Genomic DNA, 24,599 nt, shown 5'->3' with positions numbered 1-24,599 from the left:
TAATAGTGATCCAGGTCACTTCAGCAGGGGGCGGAAGGTCAATTCCGGTGCAATGTGCGGGAGTTGATCACCCGTCGTCACTCGTTGGTGGGTATCGGCGGGTTTACGCGTCGTCCAGACCCCGCTCTATGGCATAGCGCACCAACTCCACGCGGTTGTGCAACTGGAGCTTGCCCAGGGTGTTCTGGACGTGGTTCTGGACCGTGCGGTGGGAGATGACCAGACGCTCGGCGATCTGCTTGTAGCTCAGCCCCTTGGCCACCAGACGCAGCACCTCGGTCTCGCGGTCGGTGAGCTGCGGGGCCCTCGGTTCGCCGCCGCCCGTGGCGGGCCCGGGATCGGAGGCGAGCCTGCGGTACTCGCCGAGGACCAGGCCCGCGAGGCCCGGCGTGAAGACGGGGTCGCCGGCCGCCGTGCGGCGCACGGCGTCGGTCAGCTCCTCCGTGGAGGCCGACTTGAGCAGGTAGCCGGTGGCGCCCGACTTGACCGCCTCCAGGACGTCGGCGTGCTCACCGCTCGCGGAGAGGACCAGGACGCGCAGGGCGGGGTCGAGACCGACGAGCTCCTTGCAGACCTGCACCCCCGGTTTCGCGGGCAGGTTCAGGTCCAGCACCAGGACGTCGGGCGCGGCGGCCCTGGCCCGGCGCACCGCCTGCTCGCCGTCGCCCGCGGTCGCGACCACCTCGAACCCGGCCCCGGCCAGGTCGCGGGCGACCGCGTCGCGCCACATGGGATGGTCGTCGACCACCATGACCCTGATCGGGTCCTGTCGCTCACTCATGCCTTCTCCGCCTTCCCCCGCGCACCTTTGGCTCTCTCCGATGCCTTCTTCGGTGCTTTCCCGACTTCTTCCTTCACTGCGTCCTTGGGGACTCTCAGCTCGACCTCCGTGCCCTGGCCCGGCACCGAGACCAGCTCGACGGTCCCCCCGATCTCGCGCAGCCGCCCGCGGATCGACAGGGCGACACCGAGGCGCCCCTCCCCCTCGGCCTGCGCGAGCCGCCCCTCGGGGATGCCGGGCCCGTCGTCCCGTACGGTCACGATCACCGCGTCCGGCTCGTCCTCGACGAGGATCCACGCGCGCGCGTCCGCGCCCGCGTGCCGGTGGACGTTGTCCAGGGCGGCGCCCACCGCGGCGGCCAGTTCCCTCGCGGCACCGGCCGCGAGCGGCACCGGCGTACCCGGCGCGGCGAACGTCACCTTCGCGCAGGCGTACGGGGCGAGCAGCGGCCGCAGGTCGCGGGGGGCCGAGTCGTCCCGCGGGTCCGGCTCGTCCACCGTCCGCACGACGGCGCCCTCGGCCTCGTCCTCGGAGACGCGCGAGACGGGTACGAGCCCGCCGGAGACCAGGGTGCGCAGCGCCACCTCCTGCTCGCCCGCGAGGCGGCCCAGTTCCGCGGCCTCCCCGCCGAGCGCGGAACCGCGCCGCTGGACCATGGCCAGCACCTGGAGGACGCCGTCGTGGATGTCCCGGGCGAGCCGCACCCGCTCGCGCGTCGCCGCCTCGATCTCCAGGGCGCGGGCCAGGGTGCGTTCGGAGGCCCGGGCGACCTCGACGACGTACCCGATGGCGATGGAGGCGACCCAGACCAGCAGCACGTTGTGGAGGGTGTCCTCGCTGAGGGCACCGCGCTGCGCGACGTTGGCGACGCCGACGAGTGCCGACGCGAAGGCCGCCCAGCGCCAGCCGCCCTTGACGGCGAACGCCAGCACGGCGCCCGCGGTCCAGATGGACGGAAGGGTCGGGCCGCCCGCCACGATCCGGTCGTGGGCGTCCGCGACCGGGGTGAGCAGGATGCCGGTGAGGGCGACGGTCAGATCGGCCGCGAGGAAGAGCTTGGTGCAGCTCGCGGCGTTCGCCACCTTGGGCAGGGTGGCGAAGGTCCAGGCGGAGAGCACCACGTAGTAGCCGACGGCCACTTCCGGGCGGACGAACTCCTCGTGCTTCGCCACGAAGAGACCGATCGCGTAGAACAGCGTCAGAACCCGGTACCCCGTGAGCGCGCGCCACAGCGGCTGCTCGACCGACATCCTCATGACTCTCTCGCGCTTGGCCATGTCCCCACTCCCCCATCCCCCCGCGGCCCCGTCCAGATCTAGGAGCCGCTCCGCCCGGCTTCCCCGTGGACCTGTCCGGCTTCCCCGTGGGCCTGTCCGGCTTCCTTCTGGGCTTCCTTGTGCGCCTGCTTCTGCGCTTTCGCCGCCTCCGCGATCTGCCGCTTGGCGGCGGTCGCGTAGATGTCGACGTACTCCTGTCCGGACAGCTTCATGATCTCGTACATGACCTCGTCGGTCACCGCGCGCAGGACGAAACGGTCGTGCTCCATGCCGTTGTAGCGGCTGAAGTCCAGCGGCCTGCCGATGCGGATGCCCGGACGCATCAGCTTGGGCATCACCTTGCCGGGCGGCTGGATCTTCTCCGTGTCGATCATGGCGACCGGGACGACCGGCGCCCCGGAGGCCAGTGCCACGCGCGCGAGGCCGCCGGGCTTGCCGCGGTAGAGGCGGCCGTCGGGCGAGCGCGTGCCCTCCGGGTAGATGCCGAACAGCTCGCCCCGCTCCAGGACGTCGAGGCCGCTCCTGATGGCCGCCTGGCCGGCGCCGCGCCCTCCGGAGCGGTCCACCGGCAGCTGGCCGACGCCCTTGAAGAAGGCGGCGGTCATCCGGCCCTTGACGCCCGGCGTGGTGAAGTACTCGGCCTTCGCGATGAAGGTGACCTTGCGGTCGAGGACCGCGGGCAGGAAGAACGAGTCCGAGAAGGACAGGTGATTGCTCGCCAGGATGGCCGGACCCTCGGCGGGAATGTTCTCGAGGCCTTCCACCCAGGGCCTGAAGGCGAGCTTCAGGGGTCCCCCGATGGAGAACTTCATTGCGCCGTAGATCACCCGCGTGCCTCCTGTGTAGGTCGCTCAGACCTTAACCCGGGGCACCGCCGACGGGCCCGACGGCCCTGGTCGGTGTCAGTGCGGTCGCGTACGGTGAAGTACGCCTCGAAGCTTCGGGGTGATCGTCGCGTCGCCCTTGAACGAACAGGAGACCGAAGGTGCCGGTCCTTCCCGGAGCTGAGCCGTTCCACCACGAGGGCGGAGAGGTCGGGGTCCTCCTCTGCCACGGCTTCACCGGTTCCCCGCAGTCGCTGCGTCCCTGGGCGCAGTACCTCGCCGAGCGTGGCCTCACCGTCTCGCTGCCGCTGCTGCCCGGGCACGGCACGCGCTGGCAGGACATGCAGCTCACCGGCTGGCAGGACTGGTACGCGGAGGTGGACCGTGAGCTGCGCGCCCTGCGCGAGCGCTGCGCCCACGTCTTCGTCCTCGGCCTCTCCATGGGCGGCGCGCTCACCCTGCGGCTCGCCGCGAAGCACGGGGACGCGGTCGACGGCGTCGTGGTCGTCAACCCCGCGAACAAGGTGCACGGCCTCGCCGCGTACGCCCTGCCGGTGGTCCGCCACTTCGTCCCGACGGTCAAGGGCATCACCAGCGACATCGCCAAGGAGGGCGGTGTCGAGATCGGCTACGACAAGGTGCCCCTGCACGCGGCGCACTCGATGCGTACCTTCTACCGGCTGCTCGACGGCGAACTGCCGCAGGTGACCCAGCCGCTGCTGCTCCTGCGCAGCCCGCGGGACCATGTCGTGCCGCCCGCCGACTCGGCCCGCATCCTCAGCCGGGTGTCGTCCGTGGACGTGACGGAGATACTTCTGGAACAGAGCTACCACGTCGCGACGTTGGACCACGACGCGGACCGGATCTTCGAGGAGAGCTTCGCCTTCGTCTCCCGGCTCGCACCCGGCGCCGGCAAGGAGGCCGACGCGGGCCAGGCGGGTCAGCAGGAAGGGACGGCCACTGGTGGCTGAGCACGACGCGGATCGCGAGCCCGAGGAGAAGGACGCGGCTCCCGGCGGGGAGCAGGGCCCGTCGTTCGACGAGACGGCGGCGTGGGAGGCCATCGTGGCGGGGTACGGCGAGGAACCGCCGGACCCGCCGGGTGCCAAGCCGTTCAAGTCGGTGGAGGACCTGGCGCTCCTGGAGCCCGAGACCAACGGCTCCGGCGGCGCGGGCGACTCCGACACGAAGAGCGCCGCGAAGCCCGAGGGCGCCAAGGGCCCGAAGGACGGTACGGACACCGCGGACCCCGACACACCGGGCACGACGGCCGGGACGGCGGACGAGCCGGCCGCCGACAGGCCGCTCGGCAGTTCGGTCGCGTTCGCGCCCGGCGTGGCCGGCCCGCGTGACTACGCGGCGCCGGATCCGGACGAGGCCGATCCCGACGGGGCCGACGAGGACGACGAGGGCCACTTCGTGCCGCCCGAGCCGCCTCCGCTGCCGGCCGCGGACACGACGGCCAAGTTCGCCTGGCTGGGCGTGATCGGCGGTCCCGTGCTGCTGCTCCTCGCGGTGCTGCTCGGCTGGGACATGACGTGGTACCTCGCCACGCTCGGTATCGGCGGCTTCCTCGGCGGGTTCGCCACGCTGGTGGGGCGGATGCGGGACGACGAGGACGAGGGGGACCCGGGGCGCGGCGCGGTGGTCTGACGCCCCGTGTCTCAGGCGGCCGGGACCCTGAGGGCGGCCAGGACCGGCAGGTGGTCCGTGGCCGCCCTCAGGTCCGCCTCGCTCACCCCGGGGTGGCCCAGGGGTACGCCGCAGCCCAGGACCTGCACGCCCGGTGTGGCGAAGAGGGCGTCGATGCGCTGGTGGGGGTCGCCGGGCGTCGAGGTGTACTCACCGCCCCAGGGGGCCACCGCCCAGCCGTCCTGCAGTTCCGCCGCGAGGCGGGTGAAGGTGCGGCCGTCCGGGCGCTCGTTGAGGTCGCCGCCGGCGACGGCGTGCGGGGCGCCCAGTGCGGCGAGCCGGTCGAGGAGCAGGTCGCCCTGCTTCCTGCGCTCGTCCTTCTGCAGGGAGAGATGACAGCTCAGTACGCCGACGCGGGCCGCCCCGAAGCGTACGACCGCGGTCGCGAAGCCGCGCCGGTGCAGGCCGGGGGTGAGCGGGAGCAGGACGTCCTCGGTGCGTTCCACGGTGGCGCGCAGGGAGCAGAGCAGGGCGGGCCCGGAGGCGGTGGCGCCGCCGGAGAGGACGACCTGGCCGGAGGCCGCGGCCAGGCGGGACAGCTTCTTGCGCCAGCGGAAGAAGCGGGGGGCCTCCTGGAGCAGGACGAGGTCCGGGGCGCAGGCGGTGATCACCCGGGCGAGTGCGGTGGTGTCGTCCCGCAGGGAGCGGATGTTGTAGCTGAGCACGCGGATGACGGCGGAGCCGTCCTCTTCACTGCGGGAAGCGGGCAGCGGGCTGTCTGCCGGACTGATCGACATGCGGATCAAGATAGTGGGTGCGGGGCGGGGGCCGCGTTTTTCGTCCGCGGCCCGGCGGGGGCTTGTCGCGCGGTTCCCCGCCCCTGGAAAACGGGGCTGCGCCCCGGTTTTTCACCCTTGAGGGGCGCGGGGAACCGTGCGATCGGCCCCCGCACACCACAGCGCCCGCCGGCCCGGAGGGCACGGCGGGCGGTCGTGGGGGACCCGGTCACTACATGACCGGGTCCGGCTCACGGGCCAGGTCCGCCGCGCCCACCAGCCCCGCGTCGTTCCCGAGCTGCGCGGCGATCACGTCCGCGACGGGCCGCCAGTTCCCGCCCACCAGCCACCGCTTGTACGACTTGCGGATCGGGTCGAGCACCAGCTCGCCCTCGTCCGACAGCCCTCCGCCCACGATGAACGCGGAGGGGTCGAAGAGAGAGGCCAGGTCGGCGAGACCGGCCCCCGCCCAGCGGGCCAGCTCGCGGTAGGAGTCCACGGCCACCGGGTCCCCCTGCCGCGCGGCCATCGAGATGTGCTTGCCCTCGATGCCGTCGGGGGTTCCGTCGCCCAGCGAGAGCAGGATCTCCGCCCGCTCGGGGGTCGCGTTGGCGCGCTGCGTCGCGTACCTGACGAGCGCGCGACCGGACGCGTACTGCTCCCAGCAGCCCTGCGAACCGCACCCGCACAGCAGCCCGTCCGGGACCATCCGGATGTGCCCGAACTCGGCGGCGACACCGAAGTGCCCGCGCCGCAGTTTGTTGCCGATGATGATGCCGCCGCCCAGGCCCGTGCCGAGCGTGATGCAGATGACGTTGCGGTGGCCCTTGCCCGCGCCGAACTTGTACTCGCCCCAGGCCGCCGCGTTCGCGTCGTTCTCGACCACGACCGGGAGGCCGACCCGGGCCTCCACCTCTTCCTTCAGGGGTTCCTGCCGCCAGTCGATGTTCGGCGCGAAATAGACCGTCGAGCGCTGACGGTTGACGTATCCGGCGGCACCGATGCCCACGCCGACGATCTCGTGCCCGGCCCGTGCACCCTCGACGGCGGCGGCGATCGCGTCCACGATCGCCTGCGGCGTCGTGGGCGTCGGCACTTTGAAGGTCGAGAGGATGTTGCCTTCCTCGTCGACCACCCCGGCCGCGATCTTCGTGCCGCCGATGTCGACGCCGATGGTGAGTCCCATGAATCCCTCAGTTTCGGTCGAGCCCCGCTATGGCCAACCGTACCCGAGCGGCTTCAGTCCAGGTCGATGTGTTCCGCACCACCGGTGCCCTCGTCCCGGGGCCGCGCGGCGGTGTCCCGGGCGGTCCAGCGCCGTTCCTGCGCCTCGACGGCGGAGCGGTACGCGGCGAGCAGCTCGGAGCCGGCGCTCGCGAGGTGGTCGAACACGTCGGGGTTGCGTTCGATGACGGGCTCGACGGCGGCCCTGGCCTGCTGCACGACCTGGTTGACCACCTGCTGGGCGGCGCCGCCGGCGACCGCCCCGAGCAGCGGTGACTGCAGTCCGGACAGTTTGTCGGCGACGGCGTCGACGAGTTTGCGCAGTTCCTCGGCGGCCGAGCCGGGCGGGCGGCCGTACTGGCCGCGGCGGCGGGCCTGCTCCGCGGCGAGGTCCTCGGCGCACGCCTTCGCCCAGGCGTCGTCGTCGGTGGCCCGGACCTCGTCGTGCTCCTCGTCGTGCACCTTGCCGAGCGCGTCCTCCCCGGCTTCGGACGTGGGGCGCTCATCGCTCATGGCGGACTCCAAGCATCGGCTCTGTGTCTCTCGACGTTACCCGAACGGGGGTATGCCGTTCACCGTGTCCGCGGCCACAGCTCGGGGTCGGGGGTGAACCGGACCCTCAGTTCGCCCTCGCGCAGGGAGGCGCCGGCCACCGCGCAGCGGCGCAGGGCGGAGGGCAGCGCGACGACCCGGCGGAACTGCCCGACGGTGAGCAGGAGTTCGTCCCCGCGCCGGACGAGGTCGAGTTCCTCGCGTATCGCGCCGGGGAGCGGGATGTGCCAGACGAGCACGCCGTCGTCGGCGAGCCGGTCGACGACGGGCCACCGCGGCGGGCCGGGAGTGTCGCCCGCCGCGGGCACTGGGAGCAGGGCCAGGTCCTCGGGGCCGCGCGGGTCGCGGCCGAGGTGCGGCACCTCGTGCACGTCGTCCGTCCGTCTCCGCTCCGCGCGCCACTCGTCGACGGCCTTGCGCTGCTGGGCGGCGAGGGCGGCCAGCCAGGTGTCGGGGGACGTGCCGGGCAGCACGCGGCTGACGATCAGGGCGTCGGTGCGCAGGCCGCGCAGGGCGAGTCCGGTGGTGGCGGTCCGGACGGCGTCGGCGCCGGCCGGGCCGGGTTCGGCGACCAGGCGCACGGTCGTCGCCGGGTCCTCGACGGCCAGCTGGGCCGCGGCCAGTTCGACGTCCCAGCGGGCCGCCGTCTCGTACAGCCGCTCCGTCGGCATCGGCACACCGGCCAGGCGACCGAGGACGGGGCGCAGGGCGCGGGCCGCCTGGCGCTCGGCGGGCAGCAGACGGCGCAGGTAGCGGCGCAGTTGTTCGGGCAGGGCCAGCAGGGCGAGGGCCTGGGGGACGGGCGGCAGGTCGACGACGAGCAGGTCGAAGGTGTCCGAGGCGGCCGCGTCGCGCAGGGCACGCAGCAGGGTGAGTTCCTCGGCGCCCGGGAGCGGGGTGAGCTCCTCGGCGTCCAGGCGGGCCGAGCCCAGCAGGCCGAGGGCGCCGGAGGCCTGCTCCTGGAGCGCGAGGAGGTCCGCCCGGAAGCCCTCGGCCGGATCCGGCCGCCAGGCGGTGAGGCCGGGGGCGGTCTCGGCCGGTGTGCCGCCGGTGGGGGCGCCGAGGACGGCGCCGAGGGTGTCGGTGCGGTCCGCGGAGAGCACCAGGGTGCGGGTGCCCCGGCGGGCGGCCGCCAGAGCGGTGGCCGCGGCGACGGTGGTGCGGCCGGAGCCGCCGGACCCGGTGATCAGGATGGTGCGCATGCTGCTGAACGGTACGGGGTGGGGCGGCGGTGACGGCGGGCCGCTACTTGTCGTCCGGTCCGGCCTTCTTGTCGGTGTCGACCGGCTGCGCCTTCTGGCCGGAGTCCTGCGACTCGGCCTCCGCCTCCCTGCCCGCGTCGCCCGACTCCACGCGCTTCTTCAGCCCCGCCAGCGCGCGGTCGATGATGACCTTCTCCGCCTTGCGCTTGATCATGCCGAGCATCGGGATCTTGACGTCGACGGTGAGGCGGTAGGTGACCTCGGTGGCGTTCAGGCCCGCGGGCCGCAGGGTGTACGAGCCGTCCAGCGAGCGGAGCATCTGCGACTTGACCAGGGTCCAGGAGACCTCGTGGTCGCCGGTCCAGGTGTAGCCCAGGGTCTGGTCGTCCTTGATGGCGCCGGCGTCCATGACGAGGCGCACCTGCTCGGCGCGGTCCTTCTCGTCCGTCGCGAGCACCTCCGCCTCCTTCACCTCGCCCGTCCAGTCGGGGTAGCGGGCGAAGTCGGCGATGACCGCCATGACATCGGCCGGTGCCGCCTCGATCGTGATGCTCGAGCTGGTGTGTTCCGCCATCGCCGTGGCTCCTCCAGATGCGGTCCGGACAGGGGGGGTCGTGCGGGGTGCGAACGCTTTCTGCCTGTGTGCGCAGCGTGAAGGCTACCGCGCTGTGGAGGGGCCCCCGCCCCCGGCCCCGCGACCGCCGGCGGCCCCGGCGCTCCTCACCACCGCAGCACCCACGGCTTCCCCGTACCGGCGAAGTGACCCACGTTCACGCACTCCGTGGCACCGATCCGCATCCGCCGGGCGAGCGGCTGGTGGACGTGCCCGAAGAGCGCGTAGCGGGGCCGGGTGCGCCGGATCGCCTCCAGCAGGGCCCGGCTGCCCCGCTCGAAGCGCCGCGCCACCGTGTCGTAGACGAGCTCGGGCACCTCGGGCGGGATGTGCGTGCAGAGCACGTCCACCTCGCCGACGGCCTCGATCTTCGCCGCGTACTCCTCGTCGCTGATCTCGTACGGCGTCCGCATGGGGGTACGCAGTCCGCCGCCGACGAAGCCGAAGACACGGCCGCCGATCTCCACCCGCTCGCCGTCGAGGACGGTGGTGCCCGGTCCGGCGTACTCCGACCAGAGGGACGGCATGTCGACGTTTCCGTAGGTGGCGTACGTCGGGGTGGGGAACGCGGCGAAGAGTTCGGCGTACTGCTTGCGTACCGCCTTCTCGATGGCGGGGACCCGGTCGACGCCCGCCCAGAGCCGGGCGCCGAAGGCCCGCGCCTCCTCGTAGTGACGGGCGGTGCGCAGCTCGACGATGCGGTCCGTGTTCTCGGTGCCGAAGAGGTCCGGGAAGATGCCGCGGGAGTGGTCGGCGTAGTCGATGAAGAGCACGAGGTCGCCCAGACAGATCAGGGCGTCCGCGCCGTCACCCGCCCTGACCAGGTCGCGGACGTTGCCGTGCACGTCGCTCACGACATGGATCCGAGTGCGCGGGGTGTCCCGCGCGTCACTTGCGTCGCCACCTTGTGTACCCGCCATGGCGATCAAGGGTAAGCCTGTGGAGCAAACGTGTGTAGACGCGGGCGGACCTGCGGTTACTACCCGACCGGCAACCGCTTGGACTACCCTGCGCGAAGGAACGCCCACACATGTGACGCGGGGAACATCTCACCCGGCCCCCCTGTCGTAGAGGCACTACCGGCGGGTAACGTCCGGGCAGTCCAGTCGTGCTCAGGGTTTCGGCAACCGGCTCCCGGAGCACCTGCCCGAGCCTTGGACCACTCCGTCGCATCACACGAAGTCGTGGCGTCGGCGCCCTATGAGGAGCAGCAGTCTTGCGCGAGTTCAGCCTTCCGGCTTTGTACGAGGTCCCTGCGGACGGCAATCTGACCGACATCGTCCGCAGAAACGCCGCGCAGCACCCCGACGTCGCGGTCATCGCCCGCAAGGTCGGCGGCGCCTGGACGGATGTCACGGCCACCGCGTTCCTCGCCGAGGTGCAGGCCGCCGCCAAGGGCCTGATCGCCTCGGGCGTACAGCCCGGCGACCGCGTCGCCCTGATGTCCCGTACGCGGTACGAGTGGACGCTGCTGGACTTCGCGATCTGGAGCGCGGGCGCGGTCACCGTACCGGTGTACGAGACCAGCTCGCCCGAGCAGGTGCAGTGGATCCTCGGCGACTCGGGGGCGACCGCGGTCGTCGTGGAGCTGGACGCGCACGCGGCCGCCGTGGAGTCGGTGCGTGACGGGCTGCCGCAGCTCAAGCACGTCTGGCAGATCGAGGGCGGCGGCGTCGACGAGCTCAACCGGGCCGGCAAGGACGTCACGGACGCGGCGGTCGAGGAGCGCAGCTCGCTCGCCAAGGCCGACGACCCGGCGACCATCGTCTACACGAGCGGTACGACCGGCCGCCCCAAGGGCTGTGTGCTGACCCACCGCAGCTTCTTCGCGGAGTGCGGCAACATCGTGGAGCGGCTGCGGCCGCTGTTCCGCACCGGCGAGTGCTCGGTGCTGCTCTTCCTCCCGCTCGCGCACGTCTTCGGGCGGCTCGTGCAGGTCGCGCCGATGATGGCGCCGATCAAGCTGGGCATGGTCCCGGACATCAAGAACCTCACCGAGGAGCTGGCCTCCTTCCGGCCGACGCTGATCCTCGGTGTGCCGCGCGTCTTCGAGAAGGTCTACAACTCGGCGCGGGCCAAGGCGCAGGCGGACGGCAAGGGCCGGATCTTCGACAAGGCGGCGGACACGGCGATCGCGTACAGCCGCGCGCTGGACACGACGGCGGGCCCTTCGCTGGGTCTGCGGATCAAGCACAAGGCGTTCGACGCACTCGTCTACAGCAAGCTGCGGGCGGTGCTCGGCGGCAAGGGCGAGTACGCGATCTCGGGCGGCGCCCCGCTGGGTGAGCGGCTCGGCCACTTCTTCCGCGGGATCGGCTTCACGGTCCTGGAGGGCTACGGGCTGACCGAGTCCTGCGCGGCCACCGCCTTCAACCCGTGGGACCGGCAGAAGATCGGCACGGTCGGACAGCCGCTGCCGGGCTCGGTGGTCCGCATCGCCGACGACGGCGAGGTGCTGCTGCACGGCGAGCACCTCTTCAAGGGGTACTGGAACAACGAGGCCGCGACCGAGGAGGCGCTGGCCGACGGCTGGTTCCACACCGGGGACATCGGCACGCTCGACGAGGACGGGTACCTGCGGATCACCGGCCGCAAGAAGGAGATCATCGTCACGGCGGGCGGCAAGAACGTGGCGCCCGCGGTGATCGAGGACCGCATCCGTGCGCACGCACTGATCGCGGAGTGCATGGTGGTCGGCGACGGGCGGCCGTTCGTGGGGGCGCTGGTGACCCTCGACGAGGAGTTCCTGGGCCGCTGGGCCGGCGAGCACGGCAAGCCCGCCGGCTCGACCGCGGCGTCGCTGGGGCAGGACCCGGAGCTGCTCGCGGCGGTCCAGAGCGCGGTGGACGACGGCAACGCGGCGGTCTCGAAGGCGGAGTCGGTCCGCAGGTTCCGTGTGCTGTCGCACCAGTTCACGGAGGACTCCGGCCACCTGACGCCGTCACTGAAGCTGAAGCGGAACGTGGTGGCGAAGGACTACGCCGCCGAGATCGAGGCGATCTACCAGGGCTAGGCCCGCCCTTGCGCACGGCCTTCGGCTCTCCCGCCGTCGTGGTCGCTCGCGCCCTGAAAAGCCGCAGGCTTTCGAGGGGCGCGGGGAACTGCGCGACGAGCCCCCGGCGGCCGACGGAACCGCGGCGGGCCCCACCCCGTGGGCGTCAGAGCAGCTCCCGGAGCCGCTCCGCCAGGAGGTCCCAGCGCCACTTCTCCTCCACCCACGCCCGCCCCCGCTCCCCCATCCTGCGGCGCAGCTCCGCGTCGCCGAGGAGGGTGACCACCCGGTCGGCCGTGTCCTCGGCCGAGCCGCCCCGGACCACCCACCCCGTCTCCCCGTCGAGGACGGCGTCCGGCGCACCCCCCGAGTCGCCCGCGACGACGGGAAGACCGGTCGCGGACGCCTCCAGATAGACGATCCCGAGCCCTTCCACGTCCAGCCCCCCACGCCGCGTACGGCACGGCATGGCGAAGACGTCGCCCGCGCCGTAGTGGGCCGGGAGTTCGGACCACGGCACCGCCCCGGTGAAGCGGACCGAATCGGCCACCCCGGTCTCGTGCGCGAGCCGCCGCAGCTCCTTCTCGTACGGTCCGCCCCCCACGATCAACAGCACGGCCTCCGGCTCGCCCGCCAGAATCCGCGGCATCGCGAGGATGAGCGTGTCCTGCCCCTTGCGCGGCACGAGACGCGAGACGCACACCACCACCGGCCGGTCGGTGAGACCGAGGCGGGCCCGGACCGCGTCCCCGCCCGAACCGGGGTGGAAAGTCTTCTCGTCGACGCCTGGGGGCAGTTGCACCATCCGCCCGGCCGCCCCGGGGGTCAGCGCGCCGGCGATCCGCGAGCGCGTGTACTCGCCGAGGTACGTGATCGTGTCCGTCGACTCGCCGATCCGGCGCAGCAGCCGGCGCGCGGCGGGCAGCTGCGCCCATCCCGCCTCGTGCCCGTGCGTGGTCGCCACGAGCCGCTCGGCGCCCGCCCTGCGCAGCGCGGGCGCGAGCAGCCCGAGCGGCGCCGCCGCACCGAACCACACCGAGGTGCACCCGTGCTCCCGCAACAGCCCGACGGCCCGCCGGGAGACCCCAGGAGTGGGCAGCAGCATGGTTGTTCGATCGCGTACGATGACGAAGGGCTGTTCGGCGTCGAAGGCCGCTGTGGCCTCGGCACCTTCCCGGCCCCGCTTCCACGTGGAGGCGTAGACGATGAGCCGCTCGGGGTCCAGACGCAACGCCATGTTGTGCAGGAACGCCTGGATGCCGCCCGGTCTCGGCGGGAAGTCGTTGGTCACGATCAAGGTCTTGTGCATCGCCGTCGACAGTACCGAACCCGCACCCGGCAGTTCCGTCCGGCCGCGTCTCACCGCTCTCGCACAGCCGCGCGGAGCATCATGGCCGCACAGCGGATCCGTACGGAAGAGGAGCAGGTGGGTATGGCGGGAGCCGGGGGGCCGAGGTTCCCGTACGTACTGCCGGCCGTCTGGGCACTGACAAGGCTGGCGCTCCTGCTCTTCGTCCTCAAGGTGTTCGTCTTCCCCGGCCCGGACGTCACGAGCGACGTCGCGGTGACCTACCGGAACTGGTACGAGGTCCTGCGCACCGGCACCTTCCCGCTGAACGACGTGACCTGGCAGTACCCGCCGGCCGCCGCGCTCGCGATCCTCTCCCCGGCGCTGCTGCCGTTCCTCGCCTACCCACAGGCGTTCTTCGTCCTCGCCCTCGTCGCCGACCTGGTCGTCCTCTCGCTGCTCCGGTACGCGGGCCGGCGCCCCGACAGGTCGCCGCGCGGTGCCTGGGTGTGGGTCGTGGGCGTGCCCCTGCTGGGGCCGACGGTCTACGCGCGCTACGACGTGATGGTGACCGCCGTCGCCGTGGCGGCGGTCCTCGCGGGCGTCCGGCACCCGAAGGTGATGGGCGTGCTCGCCGCGTTCGGCGCGCTGCTGAAGGTGTGGCCGCTGCTGCTGCTCGTGGGCACGACCGGGCGCCGGGCCTGGGGCGCGGCGGCCGCGACGGCCGCGGGCGTCGCGCTGGCGTTCGCCGCGCTGATGCCGGGCGCGTTCGCGTTCCTGACCTTCCAGCGCGACCGCGGCACCGAGGTCGAGTCCCTCGGCTCGCTGGTCTTCCACATCGCCCGGCACCACGGCTGGCAGGGCGAGGTGCTGCTCAACTACGGCTCGGTGGAGTTCCTCGGCCCGTACGTCGACGTGGTGAGCACGGTGGCGCTGATGCTGACCGGGCTGGCGTTCGGCTGGCTGCTGCTGTGGCGGCTGTGTGCGACCCGGTTCCTGGTGCACACACCCGCGGACGCCGCGTTCATGGCCGTGCTCCTGTTCACCACGACGAGCCGGGTCATCAGCCCCCAGTACCTGGTGTGGCTGGTCGGTCTGGCCGCCGTCTGCCTGGTCTTCCGCGGCAGCCGGATGGGCCTGCCGGCGGGGATGGTGCTGGCGGCGAGCTTCTTCACCGTCCTGGAGTTCCCGCTCTACTTCGCGGACGTCGTCGCGAGCACCGGCCTCGGCATCACGCTGCTCGTGGTCCGCAACGGCCTGCTGGTCGCCGCGACCGTCACTGCGGGCGTCCTGCTGTGGCGCGACACCGTGTCGTACGCGGACCCGGACCCGGATCCGGACCGGGCGCCGAGCGGGGCGACGCCCGCCGACGAGGAATCCCTGACCTCCTGACTTTCCGGCCGCGGAAGCCGCCGGCGTCGCACCGGTTCACCCGAGCCGGCCTCGCAGGTACTCCCGCCACACCCGCGTGAACTCCTCCGGGGACGTGTCCAGGACGTCCCGCAGCCCCGCCTCCACCGCCCCCGCCCGCTTCCCGTGCGTCCCCACGGCCCGGTAGAACTCCCCGAGCCGCACCTCGCCCCAGCGCTCGGCGATCATCCGGCAGGCCAGCCACCCGCTCTCGTACGCCCGTGCCAGCTTCGCCGCGTCCCCGCCGAAGCCGAAGTCCCCGTCGGCGGGCAGCGCGGCCGGCACCCGCCCGTCGGTCACCGCGCGCGTCAGCTCCGGCGCGGCCTGCTCCGCCGAGCGGCCGGTGCCCCGGTAGCCGACCCAGTCCGCGTACCCCTCCGACAGCCACAGCGGGGTCGCCGCCGAGGTCGAGGCGCGGGTGGCGACATGGGTCGTCTCGTGCGTGAGCACGACCTGCCGGCCGAGGGAGCCCAGCACCCCGTACGCGTCCGGGTTCACGATGATCCGGTCGGCGGGCGCCTTCCCCGAGCCTCCCCCGGCCTCCGGCCGGGTGGACTCCCGTTTCCCTTCGCCCGCCTCGCCCGTGGTGACCGCAGCGATCCCCCGGTACCCGGACGCGGGCGCCCCCAGCAGCTGCGCCATGCCCTGCAGCGACCGTGGTACGAGGACGACGACCCGGCCCGGCCAGTCCTTCCCCCACGCCTCCCGCACGGCGGGCACCGCGCGGTCCGCCAGCCCCGCGTAACCGCGCAGGGTGCCGCGGGACTGCCCGACCCCCAGGACGAGGCTGTGCTCGCCGTGTACGGCCGTCACGGCCCCCAGCTCCCACAGCTGCCGGGCGGAGCCCCCGGCGGGCCGGTCGGCGCTCACGTACCAGCGCCCGCCGGCGCGGACGAGGCTCAGCGTGCGGCCGGTGACGACGGGCGCCCGGTCGTGGCCGTCGATGCGGTAGCGGAGCTCGGCGTCGGCCGTGGCGCGGTCGCCGGAGCGGCGGAAGCCGGTCACGCGGTACGACCAGCCGGCCAGCGGGACCGCCCGCAGGTTCCTGAACCAGGTGCGCGCCCCGTCCCGCGCGCCGGCGGCCTCCCGGTCCGGCGCCGAGGTCGCCACGAAGGCCTCCTCGCTGCCGTCGCGCACCGCCGCCGCCCGCCGGTCCAGCACCCGCTGGACGCCGGCGGGCGCGCCGTCGGTCCCCGCGCCGCCGCAGCCGGCCAGAGCGGCCGAAACGACCAGCAGCAGCCCCACGATCCATCCCGGCGCACGTCCACGACCAGCCACGGTCCTGATCGTACGGCGGCCGGCCCGCCAGGTCAGGGGCGCGTCACGGCGGAGACGGGCATCATGCCCACCGGGTCGTAGCGCACGGAGGCGCCCGGGTAGGGCGCGTGGATCACCTGGCCGTTGCCGGCGTACATCCCCACATGACTGGCGTCGTCCCGGTAGGTGACGAGGTCGCCGGGCCGCGCCTGCGAGAGCGGCACCTGCCGCCCGGCGTGCGCCTGGGCCTGCGAGGTGCGCGGCAGACCGACCCCGGCCTGCGCGTACGACCACTGCATGAGGCCTGAACAGTCGAACCCCGAGGGCCCGTTGGCCCCCCAGACGTAGGGGCGGCCCAGCGCCGAGCGGGCCGCGGCGACGGCGGCGGCGGCCCGGCCGGAGGAGGGGGCGGCGCCGGTCAGGTCGGGGGTGCGGCCGGAGCGGGAGGCCCGGTCGTAGGCGGCGCGGTCGGCGTCGGGCATCGAGTTCAGCAGCTGCCGCGCCCTGGTCAGCTTCCGCTCGACGGTGCGTTTGTGACGGGCGACGGCCTTGCGGCTGCGGTCCAGTTCGGCGAGCTTGCGGGTGGCCTCCGAGCGGTCCTGGGCGAGATCGCGCATCGCGGTCTGCAGTTCCCTGAGTTCGCCGGCCTGGCGGGCGCCGATGCGGTCGAGCGCGGCCGCCTTGTCGAGGTAGTCGTCGGGGTCGTCGGAGAACATCAGCGCCAGCGACGGGTCGAGGCCGCCGGAGCGGTACTGGGCCCCGGCGAGCGAACCGAGTCCGTCCCGCATGGTGTTGATGCGCTCCTGCTGGCGGGCGATCCGGTCCTGGGCCCTGCCGACCTCGTCGTGCAGGAGGTCGGCGCGTTCGTCGGCCTTGTTGTACGACTCGGTGGCGTGCTCGGCCTCCTCGTACAGGCGGTCCACCTCGGCACGCCTGTCGTCCTGCGGCGCCGCGCCGGCCGGCAGGACGCCGAGGGCCGCGGCCGCGGCGGTCAGTGCGCAGAGGGTGGCGCCTCGGGCGCCCCGGTCGAGGCCGGACGGTGCTGGGCGGCGATGGGACCCCACGGGAAGCCGCTCTCCCTTCCGCTGACGGACTGTCGCTCCCCCGGTGTTGGGGGAAACGCGCCAGAGAGTAGCCGTGCGACTACGCGGTGACCAAAGACCATTGCGTGCACACAGCGTGACGCCCCGCCTCAGACGCAGGTCATCAGCGGGGCGTGGGGTCAGCGGGGGCCACGGGAATTCGCCCGTTCGGGCGGCGCGGCGACCGTCCTCCGGGAAACCGCGGAGGAGCGTTCGTCAGACGCGGACGCCGAACTGGAAGGAGCCGATCGTGCTCATCGACTCGAGGCGGACGACGGCGCCCGGCTTCGGGGCGTGCAGCACCACACCGTTGCCGGCGTACAGGCCGACGTGCGCGAGGCTGTTGAAGAAGACCAGGTCGCCCGGCTTGAGCGCGTCGCGGCCGATCTTCGTACCGTCGTTCTGCTGCGTGTAGGTGGTCCGGGTGATCGACACACCGGCCTGGCCGTACGCCCACTGCGTCAGACCGGAGCAGTCGTACGAGTTGGGGCCGCTGCCGCCGGAGACGTACGGCTTGCCCATCTGGGTCCTCGCGGCGGCGAGGGCGGCGGCGCCGTAGTTGGAGCCCGCGACCTCTTTGCCGACGTCGAGTTCGGCGCGGTCGCCCGCGTCACGGCTGGCGCGCTGGTCCGCGGTGGCGATGGCCGCCTTCTCGGCTGCCGTCAGGCTGTTGAGCAGCTTCTGCGCGTCGGCGAGCTTGCTCTGGACTTCCTTCTTCTTCTTGCCCAGCGTCTTGCGGGTGTCGGAGAGCTCCTTGAGCTTGCCGGCCGCCTCCTCGCGCTGCTGGGCGAGGACCCGCTGCTTGTCCTGGACCTTCTTGAGCGCGTCGACCTGCTGGGCGCTCAGCTGGTCGATGGTGGACGCCTTGTCGAGGTAGTCGTCCGGGTCGGCGGAGAGGAAGAGCTGCACGGAGGGGTCGATGGCGCCCGTGCGGTACTGGGAGCTGGCCATCAGACCGAGGCCGTCGCGCATGGAGTTGAGGTCGTCCTGGCCGCGGGCGACCTGGTCCTGGAGAGTGCCGATCTCCTTCTCCAGCTTCTCCTGCTTCTCCTCGGCGCCGTTGGCCTTGTCGGTGGCGCGCTCGACCTCTTCGTAGAGCTTGTCGACCTTCGCCTTGACCTCGTCCTTGCCGGGCTTCTCGCTGGGCGCGGCGTTGGCCGCCTGCGCGCTGAGGGCGACGGCCGCGGTGGCAACGGTGGTGAGCACGGTCACGCGGGTGCGGCTCGGCTGCTTCGGTCGACGGTGGGACGCCACGGAGGCGAGCTCCTTCATTACCTCAGCCGCCCACCGAAGACGCCGGTGTGCGGTGCCCCTCCGCCGTCACTCCCGATGAGTGATCACCCGAGCGGAGGTTCGAGGCCTGACCCTAGTGATGACCCTGTGATCAGTTCAAATCCTCTCAGGAAAAATCTCGGTCACCGGTCGCATTCTTTGCACTCAACTCACGTGCAGTAACGTTCGATTGACGCTACGTTGCGTAAAGGTTTCGCCAATTGGGGCAAGACGACCATGTGTTGCTCTTGGTGCGTACGTCATCTATGTGACGTACGGGGCAGAACGGCGCCATGGGTTCACCGACGTCATGGAACTGCCCGCCCAGGGCGGATCTCAACCCCGCGAGAGGCGCTTGAGCAGCACCGCGGAGGCCACCGGACGGGCACCCGCGGCCGCCACGCCGTCGGCCACCTCCCGGTCGGTGGAGACGACGATGACGGGCCGCCCCGGCGGTTCCGCGCGCACCAGCTGGCGGATCAACTCGTCCGCGGTGACGCCCGGCTTGGAGAACAGCACCCGCACCCCGCGCGGCGGCGCGAGCAGTACCGGCGCGGCCAGCTCGGCCCCGTCGAAGACACAGGTGACTTCGGCGCCGGTCTGCGCGGCGAGCTGCGAGAGCTGGCCGAGGAGGCGCAGCCGCTGCTTCTCCAGCGGCATCTGCGGATAGCCGGTCTTGGTGACGTTGTAGCCGTCGACGACCAGGTGCGCCTGCGGCAGCGCCAGCAACTGGTCGAGGACGGCGGGGTCGCTGTCGGACAGCGCCCGGGCCGCGATGTCCTTCGGTGTCATGCGCCCCGGCTCCACCGCGTCCACGGTCTCCGCGGGCCGCACCGACACCGGCGGCAGGGCCAGTTCGCGCCGCAGCCCCTGCGCCGCGTCGAGCACGGTGTCCAGGAGCAGCCGTACGCGCATGTCCTCGACGCTGCGCCCCTCGCGGGCCGCGCGGCGGGTGGCCTCCAGGGATGCCTCGACCTCGGTGAGCCGCTGCTTCAGCCGCCGGCTCTCGCTCTCGGCGGCCGACAGCTGGGCCTGCCCCTCACCGCGCGCGGACTCCATCTCGGCGCGCAGCTTGCGCAGGGCCGCCTCGCCGCGCTTGACGTCGCTGAGGGCCCCGCGCAGCTTGCGGTGAAGCGATTCCGCTTCCTTCTTCGCCGCGTCCAGTTCGGTGCGCAGCCGTTCCGTCTCGGTACGGGTCTGGCCACGGGCCTCGGCGAGCTCCTCGCGCAGCCGTTCCAGCTCGGCGCGGCTCTCCTCGTCGGCCCGCTCGGCGTCCGCCCGCAGGGCCTCCTCGCCCGCGGCGGTCACCAGTTTCACCCAGCCCGGGGGCCGCAGCACGTAGGCCACGGCCGCCACGTCCAGCGGATCCGCGGCCGGGGGCGGCGCACCGGAGTCGAGGGCGCCGGCCAGTTCGGGCTGCGCGTCCCTGAGTTTCTCGGCGATGCGCTGCCTGAAGAGCGGGTCGGTCTCCATCGCCGCCGCCATCGCGGTACCGGCGAACTTGGCACGGCGGTTGGGGGCGAACCGGGCGTACTGCCGCAGCTGGGTGGGCAGTTCGGACACGGTCAGGCCGCCGAAGCCGTCCGAGACGATCTGCACGACCCTGCGGCGCACGCCGTCGGGCAGCGGACGGTCGAGCACCTCGGCGTCGCCGTCCTCCGGCTCCTCGCCTGCGGTCTCCACCATCCTTCACCCCATCGTCCGTGCGGGGCCCGCTCCCGTCAGGAGCGGGCGCCCGGCCTGTCCACCAGTTCCACCTGATCCACCGCGTTGCACCAGCGGCAGCGCACGGACTCGATGGTCTCACTGACCACGTCCCGCTCCTCGACGCTGGGCTCCCCGGCCAGATCCAGGTGCACGTACTCGACGACCTTCGACGAACGCGTCACGTCGAAGCGCGTGAGGTTGCCGCAGAGCGTGCAGCGCCACCGGGTCTCGGCGGTCGGGAGGGGAACCGTCATCGTGGCAGTCGCTCTCTTTCCGTAAGTCTGCGTGTCGCACCAGTTTCCCTGGAGCGTATGGCTCGTAACCCTACGGCCTGGCGGGTACTCGACGCCCGTCCACCGAAAGCGGCGAGGCGCTCTGCGCGGTTCGGTCCCGTTACGTCATGCTCTGCTCATGTTCGGCAACTGGGGCAGGTCCACCGGCAGGGCGGCCGGGACGGTCAGGACGGTCGGAGCCCTGCGGGGTCAGTCCGCTCCGGTGACCCACGGGCTGATCGCCGTGTGCTGTCTGGTCTTCGTGATCGGTCCGGCCTCGGGGCTCGGTCCCGCGTACGGCACCGGCGACGAGCTGCTCTCCGCGCAGCGGGCCTATTTCGAGCGGTGGGGGGTGGTGCCCGTCGAGCTGTTCCAGGGGAGACCGCGGGCCCTCGGCACCCCGGCCACCGCGCTCTTCGTGCACGGCAGCTGGCTGCATCTGCTGGGGAACATGCTCTTCCTCTACGTCTTCGGAGCGATGACCGAGGAGCGGATGGGCCGCTTCCGGTTCGCTCTCTTCTACCTGGGCTGCGGCTACCTCGCCCTGCTGGGCTACGCGGGCGCCCACGCCGGCTCGGCGCAGACCCTCGTCGGCGCCTCGGGGGCGATCTCCGCGGTCCTCGGCGCGTTCCTGTACCTGTTCCCCAAAGCCCGGGTGACCAGTCTCTTCCCGTTCCTCTTCTTCCTGCCGCTGCGGTTCCCCGCCTGGGTGGTGCTGCCGTTCTGGGTGTCCCTGCAGTGGCTGGCCGCGGGGCGCGCGACCCAGGGGCCCGGGGTCGCCTATCTGGCGCACCTGCTGGGCTTCTCCGCCGGGTTCCTCTACGCGTGGGTGCGGTACGGGCGTCCGGCTAGAGTGAAATCCCCAGCGACGGCCACCGAGGGAGAAAACCAGCCGTGATCACCGCGATCGTGCTCATCAAGACCAGCGTGGACCGGATTCCCGAGATCGCCGAGTCGATCGCGGCGCTGGACAGCGTCAGCGAGGTCTTCTCCGTGACCGGCACGTACGACCTGATCGCCATGGTCCGGGTGCGGGCCCATGACGACCTGGCCGACGTCATCCCCGGCATGATCAGCAAGATCCCGGGGGTCGAGGGCACGGACACGCACGTGGCGTTCCGCACGTACTCGCAGCACGACCTGGAGGCCGCGTTCGCCATCGGGGGCGACAACTAGGCCCCCCGGGGGGCGGGGGGCAGGGCTGTCTGGTCGTGTGTCGGGGGCGGCCCCGGTGGGGGCTGGTCGCGCAGTTCCCCGCGCCCCTGAAAAACGGCCCGGCCGAAGTCAGCCCAACCTGTATGCCCCCCGAAGAGCCGGCTCAGCGAAGACAGCTCAACCGGTATCCGCGCTCCCGGAAAGCCGGCCCCCTCGAAGGCCGCCCAACCGGTATGCGCGCCTTCTGAAGGCGGTCTCCGCTCAGGCGGGCGAACCGGTGGCCGTGGCCGGGACGCAGCGGCCGTCCTCGGTGCGGTAGTTCCAGCGGGCACCGTCCTCGACGAGTTCCCGCACCGCCCGCAGGAAGCGGTCCACGTGCTCGTCGGGGGTGCCGGCGCCGAAGCTGACGCGGATGGCGTTCAGCGACTTCTCGCCGGGCGCGGCCTCGGGGGCACCGCACTCGCCCTGCGCCTGCGGGTCGCTGCCCAGGAGCGTACGGACGAGCGGGTGGGCGCAGAAGAGGCCGTCGCGGACGCCGATGCCGTACTCGGCGGAGAGCGCGGCGGCGAAGTGCGAGCTGTTCCAGCCCTCGACGACGAAGGAGATCACACCGACGCGCGGGGCGTCGTCACCGAAGAGCGAGAGCACGCGGACCTCGGGCACCTCGGCGAGGCCCCGGCGGACGGTGTCCACGAGGTGCTGCTCGCGGGCGACCAGCGTGTCGAAACCGGCCTCGGTGAGGGCCCTGCACGCGGAGGCGATGGAGTAGGCGCCGATGACATTGGGCGAGCCGGCCTCGTGGCGGGTGGCGCTCTCGTGCCACTCCACGTCGACACCGCCGTCCGTACGCCGCGACACCTTCCGCGAAGCGCCCCCGCCGGCGAGGTACGGGTCGGCCTCGCGCAGCCAGTCGAAGCGTCCCGCGAGCACGCCCGCGCCGAACGGCGCGTACAGCTTGTGCCCGGAGAACGCGACCCAGTCCACGTCCAGGTCCCGTACGGAGACGGGGTGGTGCGGGGCGAGCTGGGCGGCGTCGAGCACGATCCGGGCGCCGTGCGCGTGGGCGGCGGCGGCCAGTTCCCGTACGGGCCACAGCTCGCCGGTGACGTTCGAGGCGCCCGTGACGCACACGAGGGCCGGGCCCCGCGGGTCGCGGTCGGCGAGGGCCCGCTCCAGCGTGGCGACGGCCTCGCCCGGGGTGCGCGGGGCGTCGAGGTAGGTGACGCGGGCGTCGCGCCACGGCAGCAGCGAGGCGTGGTGCTCGGTCTCGAAGACGAAGACCCGGCAGTCGGCGGGCAGGGCGGCGGCGAGGAGGTTCAGCGAGTCGGTGGTGGACCGGGTGAAGACGACCTCGTCGTCGCCGCGGCAGTCGAGGAACTCGCCCACGGTCCTGCGGGCGTTCTCGAAGAGGTCCGTGGAGAGCTGGGAGAGGTATCCGGCCCCGCGGTGCACGCTGCCGTAGTACGGGGCGTACGCGGCCACGTCGTCCCACACGCGCTGGAGGGCGGGGGCGCTGGCGGCGTAGTCGAGGGCGGCGTAGGTGACCTCGCCGCCGGTCACGAGCGGGACGGTGACGTCGCGGCCGAGGACGGGCAGGGGCGCGGAGGTGCCGGTGGCGCAGGGGGCGGTCCGGTCGGCGGCAGCGGTGGAGACAGACATGGCGGGCTCCTGTGGGGCAGGCGGAGTCACTGGGCCGGCGGACGGGGCTCGGCACAGGGAAGGTGAACGGGGAAGGGGATACGCGGAGGTGGGGCTCGGCGCCCTATCGCATTCGCTTGCTCATGTAAGGCTCCCTCGAACGACCAGGACCCCTGGTGTCCCCGCTCCAGCGAGCGGCGAGGGGTCCGCGCTTGCCGTAGACCTCACTGCCTACGACCTGGTCCTCACCCGGGGCACCCCGCCACGGACGGAGGGTTGCCGGACAGTCGGCCGGGGCCTCATGACTGTCACTCATGACCTGCCAGCATCTTGCCATACGATCACCGCGACGCAACCCGCTGTCCGCGATACGGGACGAGGACGACGGCCGGGTGCGGGCCGGTGGGGGCACCCGCGCAGTTCCCTGCGTCCCTGGATATCCAGGGACGCAGGGAACTGCGCGACCAGCCACGACGGGCCGGCAGCCGACGTACTACGAGTGGGACGCGGCCACCCACCGCTCCAGCACCTTCGAGGCGGCCCCCGAGTCGATGGCCTCCGCGGCGCGAGCCATCCCCGCCCGGATCTGGTCCGCGAGCGGAGCGGAACCGGGCGACAGGGCCACCAGCGCCGCCGCGGAGTTCAGCAGGACGGCGTCCCGCACGGGCCCCTGCTCCCCGCCCAGCAGCCGCCGCGCGACCTCCGCGTTGTACGAGGCGTCGGCCCCCCGCAGCGCCTCCACCGGGACCAGCTCGATCCCCACGTCCCGCGGGTCGAAGGCCTCCTCGCGCACCTTCCCGTCCCGGACGACCCACACCCGGGAGGTGGCCGTGGTGGTCAGCTCGTCGAGCCCGTCGTCGCCGCGGAAGACCAGCGAGGAGTTGCCGCGCTCGGCCAGGACCCCGGCCACGATCGGCGCCATGGGCGCGTGCGCGACCCCGACCGCCTGCGCCTTCACCCGTGCCGGATTGGTCAGCGGGCCGAGGAAGTTGAAGGTCGTCCGGATGCCGAGCTGTCCCCGCGCCGCCGCCACATGGCGCAGCGCCGGGTGGAACTTCACCGCGAAGCAGAAGGTGATCCCGGCCTCCTCGGCCACCTCGGCCACCCGCCGCGGTGTCAGCTCCAGGTTCACGCCGAGCTTCTCCAGCACGTCCGAGGCGCCGGACGCGGAGGAGGCGGCGCGGTTGCCGTGCTTGACGACCTTGGCGCCCGTACCGGCGATGACGACGGCCGACATCGTGGAGATGTTGACGGTCTTCGCCCCGTCCCCGCCCGTGCCGACGATGTCGACGGTCTCCCCCGGCACCTCGATCACGTTGGCGTGCGCGTACATCGCGCGGACCATGCCGGAGATCTCGTCGACGGTCTCGCCCTTGGCCCGCAGGGCCACCGCGAACCCGGCGATCTGGGCGTCGGTCGCCTCGCCCCGCATGATCAGGTCCATCGCCCAGGCCGTGTCGTCGGCGCTCAGGTCGCGCCCGTCCAGCAGGCCGTTCAGGAGGGCGGGCCAGGAACGGCCCGCCGCGAAGTCGCCTCCGGCGGGGGTCACAGCGCTCATCTGCCGCTCCTGGGTTCGTTGCGTGGACGTGGGTCCACCCTATCCAGCCTCCGGGACGGCAAAGAGCCCCGTCCATGCAATGGACGG

22 protein-coding genes, 1 pseudogene and 1 riboswitch are annotated in these 24,599 nt (G+C 72.6%); of the genes and pseudogenes, 6 read left to right on the top strand and 17 right to left on the bottom strand.

The genetic code is table 11. The annotated features are described in order from the left end of the window. Positions 1-103: 103 nt before the first annotated feature. The 3 genes from QFZ75_RS28180 to QFZ75_RS28170 are packed head-to-tail and all read right to left on the bottom strand — an operon-like array spanning position 104 to position 2,885. Entirely contained in the window at positions 104-781 is a 678-nt protein-coding gene (locus tag QFZ75_RS28180) for a response regulator transcription factor (protein WP_307541278.1), read from the bottom strand. Then, a complete protein-coding gene (gene macS / locus QFZ75_RS28175) occupies positions 778-2,058 on the bottom strand; it encodes a MacS family sensor histidine kinase (protein WP_307541275.1) in 1,281 nt (426 codons plus the stop codon). The genes QFZ75_RS28180 and macS overlap by 4 nt, the downstream gene beginning before the upstream one ends. Positions 2,059-2,096: 38 nt before the next feature. Continuing rightward, positions 2,097-2,885, bottom strand: coding sequence for a 1-acyl-sn-glycerol-3-phosphate acyltransferase (locus tag QFZ75_RS28170; RefSeq protein ID WP_307541274.1), 789 nt, complete (start codon positions 2,883-2,885; stop codon positions 2,097-2,099). 158 nt (positions 2,886-3,043) lie between these two features. On the opposite strand from QFZ75_RS28170, the gene QFZ75_RS28165 reads away from it, so the two are divergent. Then, a complete protein-coding gene (locus QFZ75_RS28165) occupies positions 3,044-3,853 on the top strand; it encodes a carboxylesterase (RefSeq protein WP_307541272.1) in 810 nt (269 codons plus the stop codon). Then, the gene (locus QFZ75_RS28160; protein ID WP_307541270.1) at positions 3,846-4,535 is read left to right on the top strand and encodes a hypothetical protein; all 690 of its coding nucleotides are present in this window, start codon (positions 3,846-3,848) and stop codon (positions 4,533-4,535) included. Before QFZ75_RS28165 ends, QFZ75_RS28160 begins: the two co-directional genes overlap by 8 nt. An 11-nt stretch (positions 4,536-4,546) precedes the next feature. Here QFZ75_RS28160 and QFZ75_RS28155 read toward each other — a convergent pair whose 3' ends face one another. The 6 genes and pseudogenes from QFZ75_RS28155 to QFZ75_RS28130 all read right to left on the bottom strand — a co-directional run bounded on the left by QFZ75_RS28155 (position 4,547) and on the right by QFZ75_RS28130 (position 9,801). Next, on the bottom strand, positions 4,547-5,311 hold the full coding sequence (locus QFZ75_RS28155; RefSeq protein WP_307541269.1) for an endonuclease/exonuclease/phosphatase family protein: 765 nt from the start codon (positions 5,309-5,311) through the stop codon (positions 4,547-4,549). A gap of 211 nt (positions 5,312-5,522) precedes the next feature. Beyond that, entirely contained in the window at positions 5,523-6,476 is a 954-nt protein-coding gene (locus tag QFZ75_RS28150; RefSeq protein WP_307541267.1) for an ROK family glucokinase, read from the bottom strand. Between the two features lie 53 nt (positions 6,477-6,529). Further along, positions 6,530-7,027 (bottom strand): DUF5304 domain-containing protein, encoded by a 498-nt coding sequence (locus QFZ75_RS28145; protein ID WP_307541264.1) that lies wholly within the window; start codon positions 7,025-7,027, stop codon positions 6,530-6,532. Positions 7,028-7,086: 59 nt separating this feature from the next. Beyond that, positions 7,087-8,268, bottom strand: a complete 1,182-nt coding sequence (locus QFZ75_RS28140) for an ArsA family ATPase (RefSeq protein ID WP_307541262.1) — start codon at positions 8,266-8,268, stop codon at positions 7,087-7,089. A gap of 139 nt (positions 8,269-8,407) precedes the next feature. Continuing rightward, a pseudogene (locus tag QFZ75_RS28135) lies at positions 8,408-8,842 on the bottom strand (SRPBCC family protein); the annotation flags it as partial. A 146-nt stretch (positions 8,843-8,988) separates the two neighbouring features. Continuing rightward, positions 8,989-9,801, bottom strand: a complete 813-nt coding sequence (locus QFZ75_RS28130) for a metallophosphoesterase (RefSeq protein WP_307541260.1) — start codon at positions 9,799-9,801, stop codon at positions 8,989-8,991. 296 nt (positions 9,802-10,097) lie between these two features. Between QFZ75_RS28130 and QFZ75_RS28125 the strand changes: the two genes are divergently transcribed. Then, positions 10,098-11,894 (top strand): long-chain fatty acid--CoA ligase, encoded by a 1,797-nt coding sequence (locus tag QFZ75_RS28125; RefSeq protein WP_307541258.1) that lies wholly within the window; start codon positions 10,098-10,100, stop codon positions 11,892-11,894. Between the two features lie 145 nt (positions 11,895-12,039). On the opposite strand, the gene QFZ75_RS28120 is transcribed toward QFZ75_RS28125, so the two are convergent. After that, entirely contained in the window at positions 12,040-13,182 is a 1,143-nt protein-coding gene (locus QFZ75_RS28120) for a glycosyltransferase family 4 protein (RefSeq protein WP_307541256.1), read from the bottom strand. Positions 13,183-13,305: 123 nt separating this feature from the next. On the opposite strand from QFZ75_RS28120, the gene QFZ75_RS28115 reads away from it, so the two are divergent. Then, on the top strand, positions 13,306-14,553 hold the full coding sequence (locus tag QFZ75_RS28115) for a glycosyltransferase 87 family protein (protein WP_307544837.1): 1,248 nt from the start codon (positions 13,306-13,308) through the stop codon (positions 14,551-14,553). 36 nt (positions 14,554-14,589) lie between these two features. Here QFZ75_RS28115 and QFZ75_RS28110 read toward each other — a convergent pair whose 3' ends face one another. From QFZ75_RS28110 to QFZ75_RS28090, 5 genes are all read right to left on the bottom strand, one after another. Further along, positions 14,590-15,849, bottom strand: a complete 1,260-nt coding sequence (locus tag QFZ75_RS28110; RefSeq protein WP_307541254.1) for a hypothetical protein — start codon at positions 15,847-15,849, stop codon at positions 14,590-14,592. A gap of 32 nt (positions 15,850-15,881) precedes the next feature. Next, entirely contained in the window at positions 15,882-16,892 is a 1,011-nt protein-coding gene (locus QFZ75_RS28105; RefSeq protein WP_307541252.1) for a C40 family peptidase, read from the bottom strand. 234 nt (positions 16,893-17,126) lie between these two features. Next, entirely contained in the window at positions 17,127-18,164 is a 1,038-nt protein-coding gene (locus QFZ75_RS28100) for a C40 family peptidase (protein ID WP_307541250.1), read from the bottom strand. A 354-nt stretch (positions 18,165-18,518) separates the two neighbouring features. Beyond that, positions 18,519-19,868, bottom strand: coding sequence for an NYN domain-containing protein (locus QFZ75_RS28095; RefSeq protein WP_307541249.1), 1,350 nt, complete (start codon positions 19,866-19,868; stop codon positions 18,519-18,521). 35 nt (positions 19,869-19,903) lie between these two features. Then, positions 19,904-20,143: a hypothetical protein gene (locus QFZ75_RS28090; protein ID WP_149513228.1), complete on the bottom strand. Its 240-nt coding sequence runs from the start codon at positions 20,141-20,143 to the stop codon at positions 19,904-19,906. 157 nt (positions 20,144-20,300) lie between these two features. On the opposite strand from QFZ75_RS28090, the gene QFZ75_RS28085 reads away from it, so the two are divergent. Then, complete coding sequence (locus tag QFZ75_RS28085) at positions 20,301-21,059, top strand: rhomboid family intramembrane serine protease (RefSeq protein WP_307541247.1); 759 nt, start codon at positions 20,301-20,303, stop codon at positions 21,057-21,059. Then, positions 21,056-21,337: an Lrp/AsnC family transcriptional regulator gene (locus tag QFZ75_RS28080; RefSeq protein ID WP_307541245.1), complete on the top strand. Its 282-nt coding sequence runs from the start codon at positions 21,056-21,058 to the stop codon at positions 21,335-21,337. The genes QFZ75_RS28085 and QFZ75_RS28080 overlap by 4 nt, the downstream gene beginning before the upstream one ends. Positions 21,338-21,577: 240 nt before the next feature. On the opposite strand, the gene QFZ75_RS28075 is transcribed toward QFZ75_RS28080, so the two are convergent. Beyond that, positions 21,578-22,975: an aminotransferase class V-fold PLP-dependent enzyme gene (locus tag QFZ75_RS28075; RefSeq protein ID WP_307541243.1), complete on the bottom strand. Its 1,398-nt coding sequence runs from the start codon at positions 22,973-22,975 to the stop codon at positions 21,578-21,580. A gap of 182 nt (positions 22,976-23,157) precedes the next feature. Continuing rightward, a riboswitch (SAM riboswitch) is annotated at positions 23,158-23,274 on the bottom strand. A gap of 173 nt (positions 23,275-23,447) precedes the next feature. After that, positions 23,448-24,512, bottom strand: a complete 1,065-nt coding sequence (gene trpD, locus QFZ75_RS28070) for an anthranilate phosphoribosyltransferase (RefSeq protein ID WP_307541241.1) — start codon at positions 24,510-24,512, stop codon at positions 23,448-23,450. Positions 24,513-24,599 lie beyond the last annotated feature (87 nt).

This window comes from Streptomyces sp. V3I8, from assembly GCF_030817535.1.
Taxonomy (GTDB): domain Bacteria; phylum Actinomycetota; class Actinomycetes; order Streptomycetales; family Streptomycetaceae; genus Streptomyces.
This window is presented reverse-complemented; position numbering and strand designations above follow the sequence as displayed.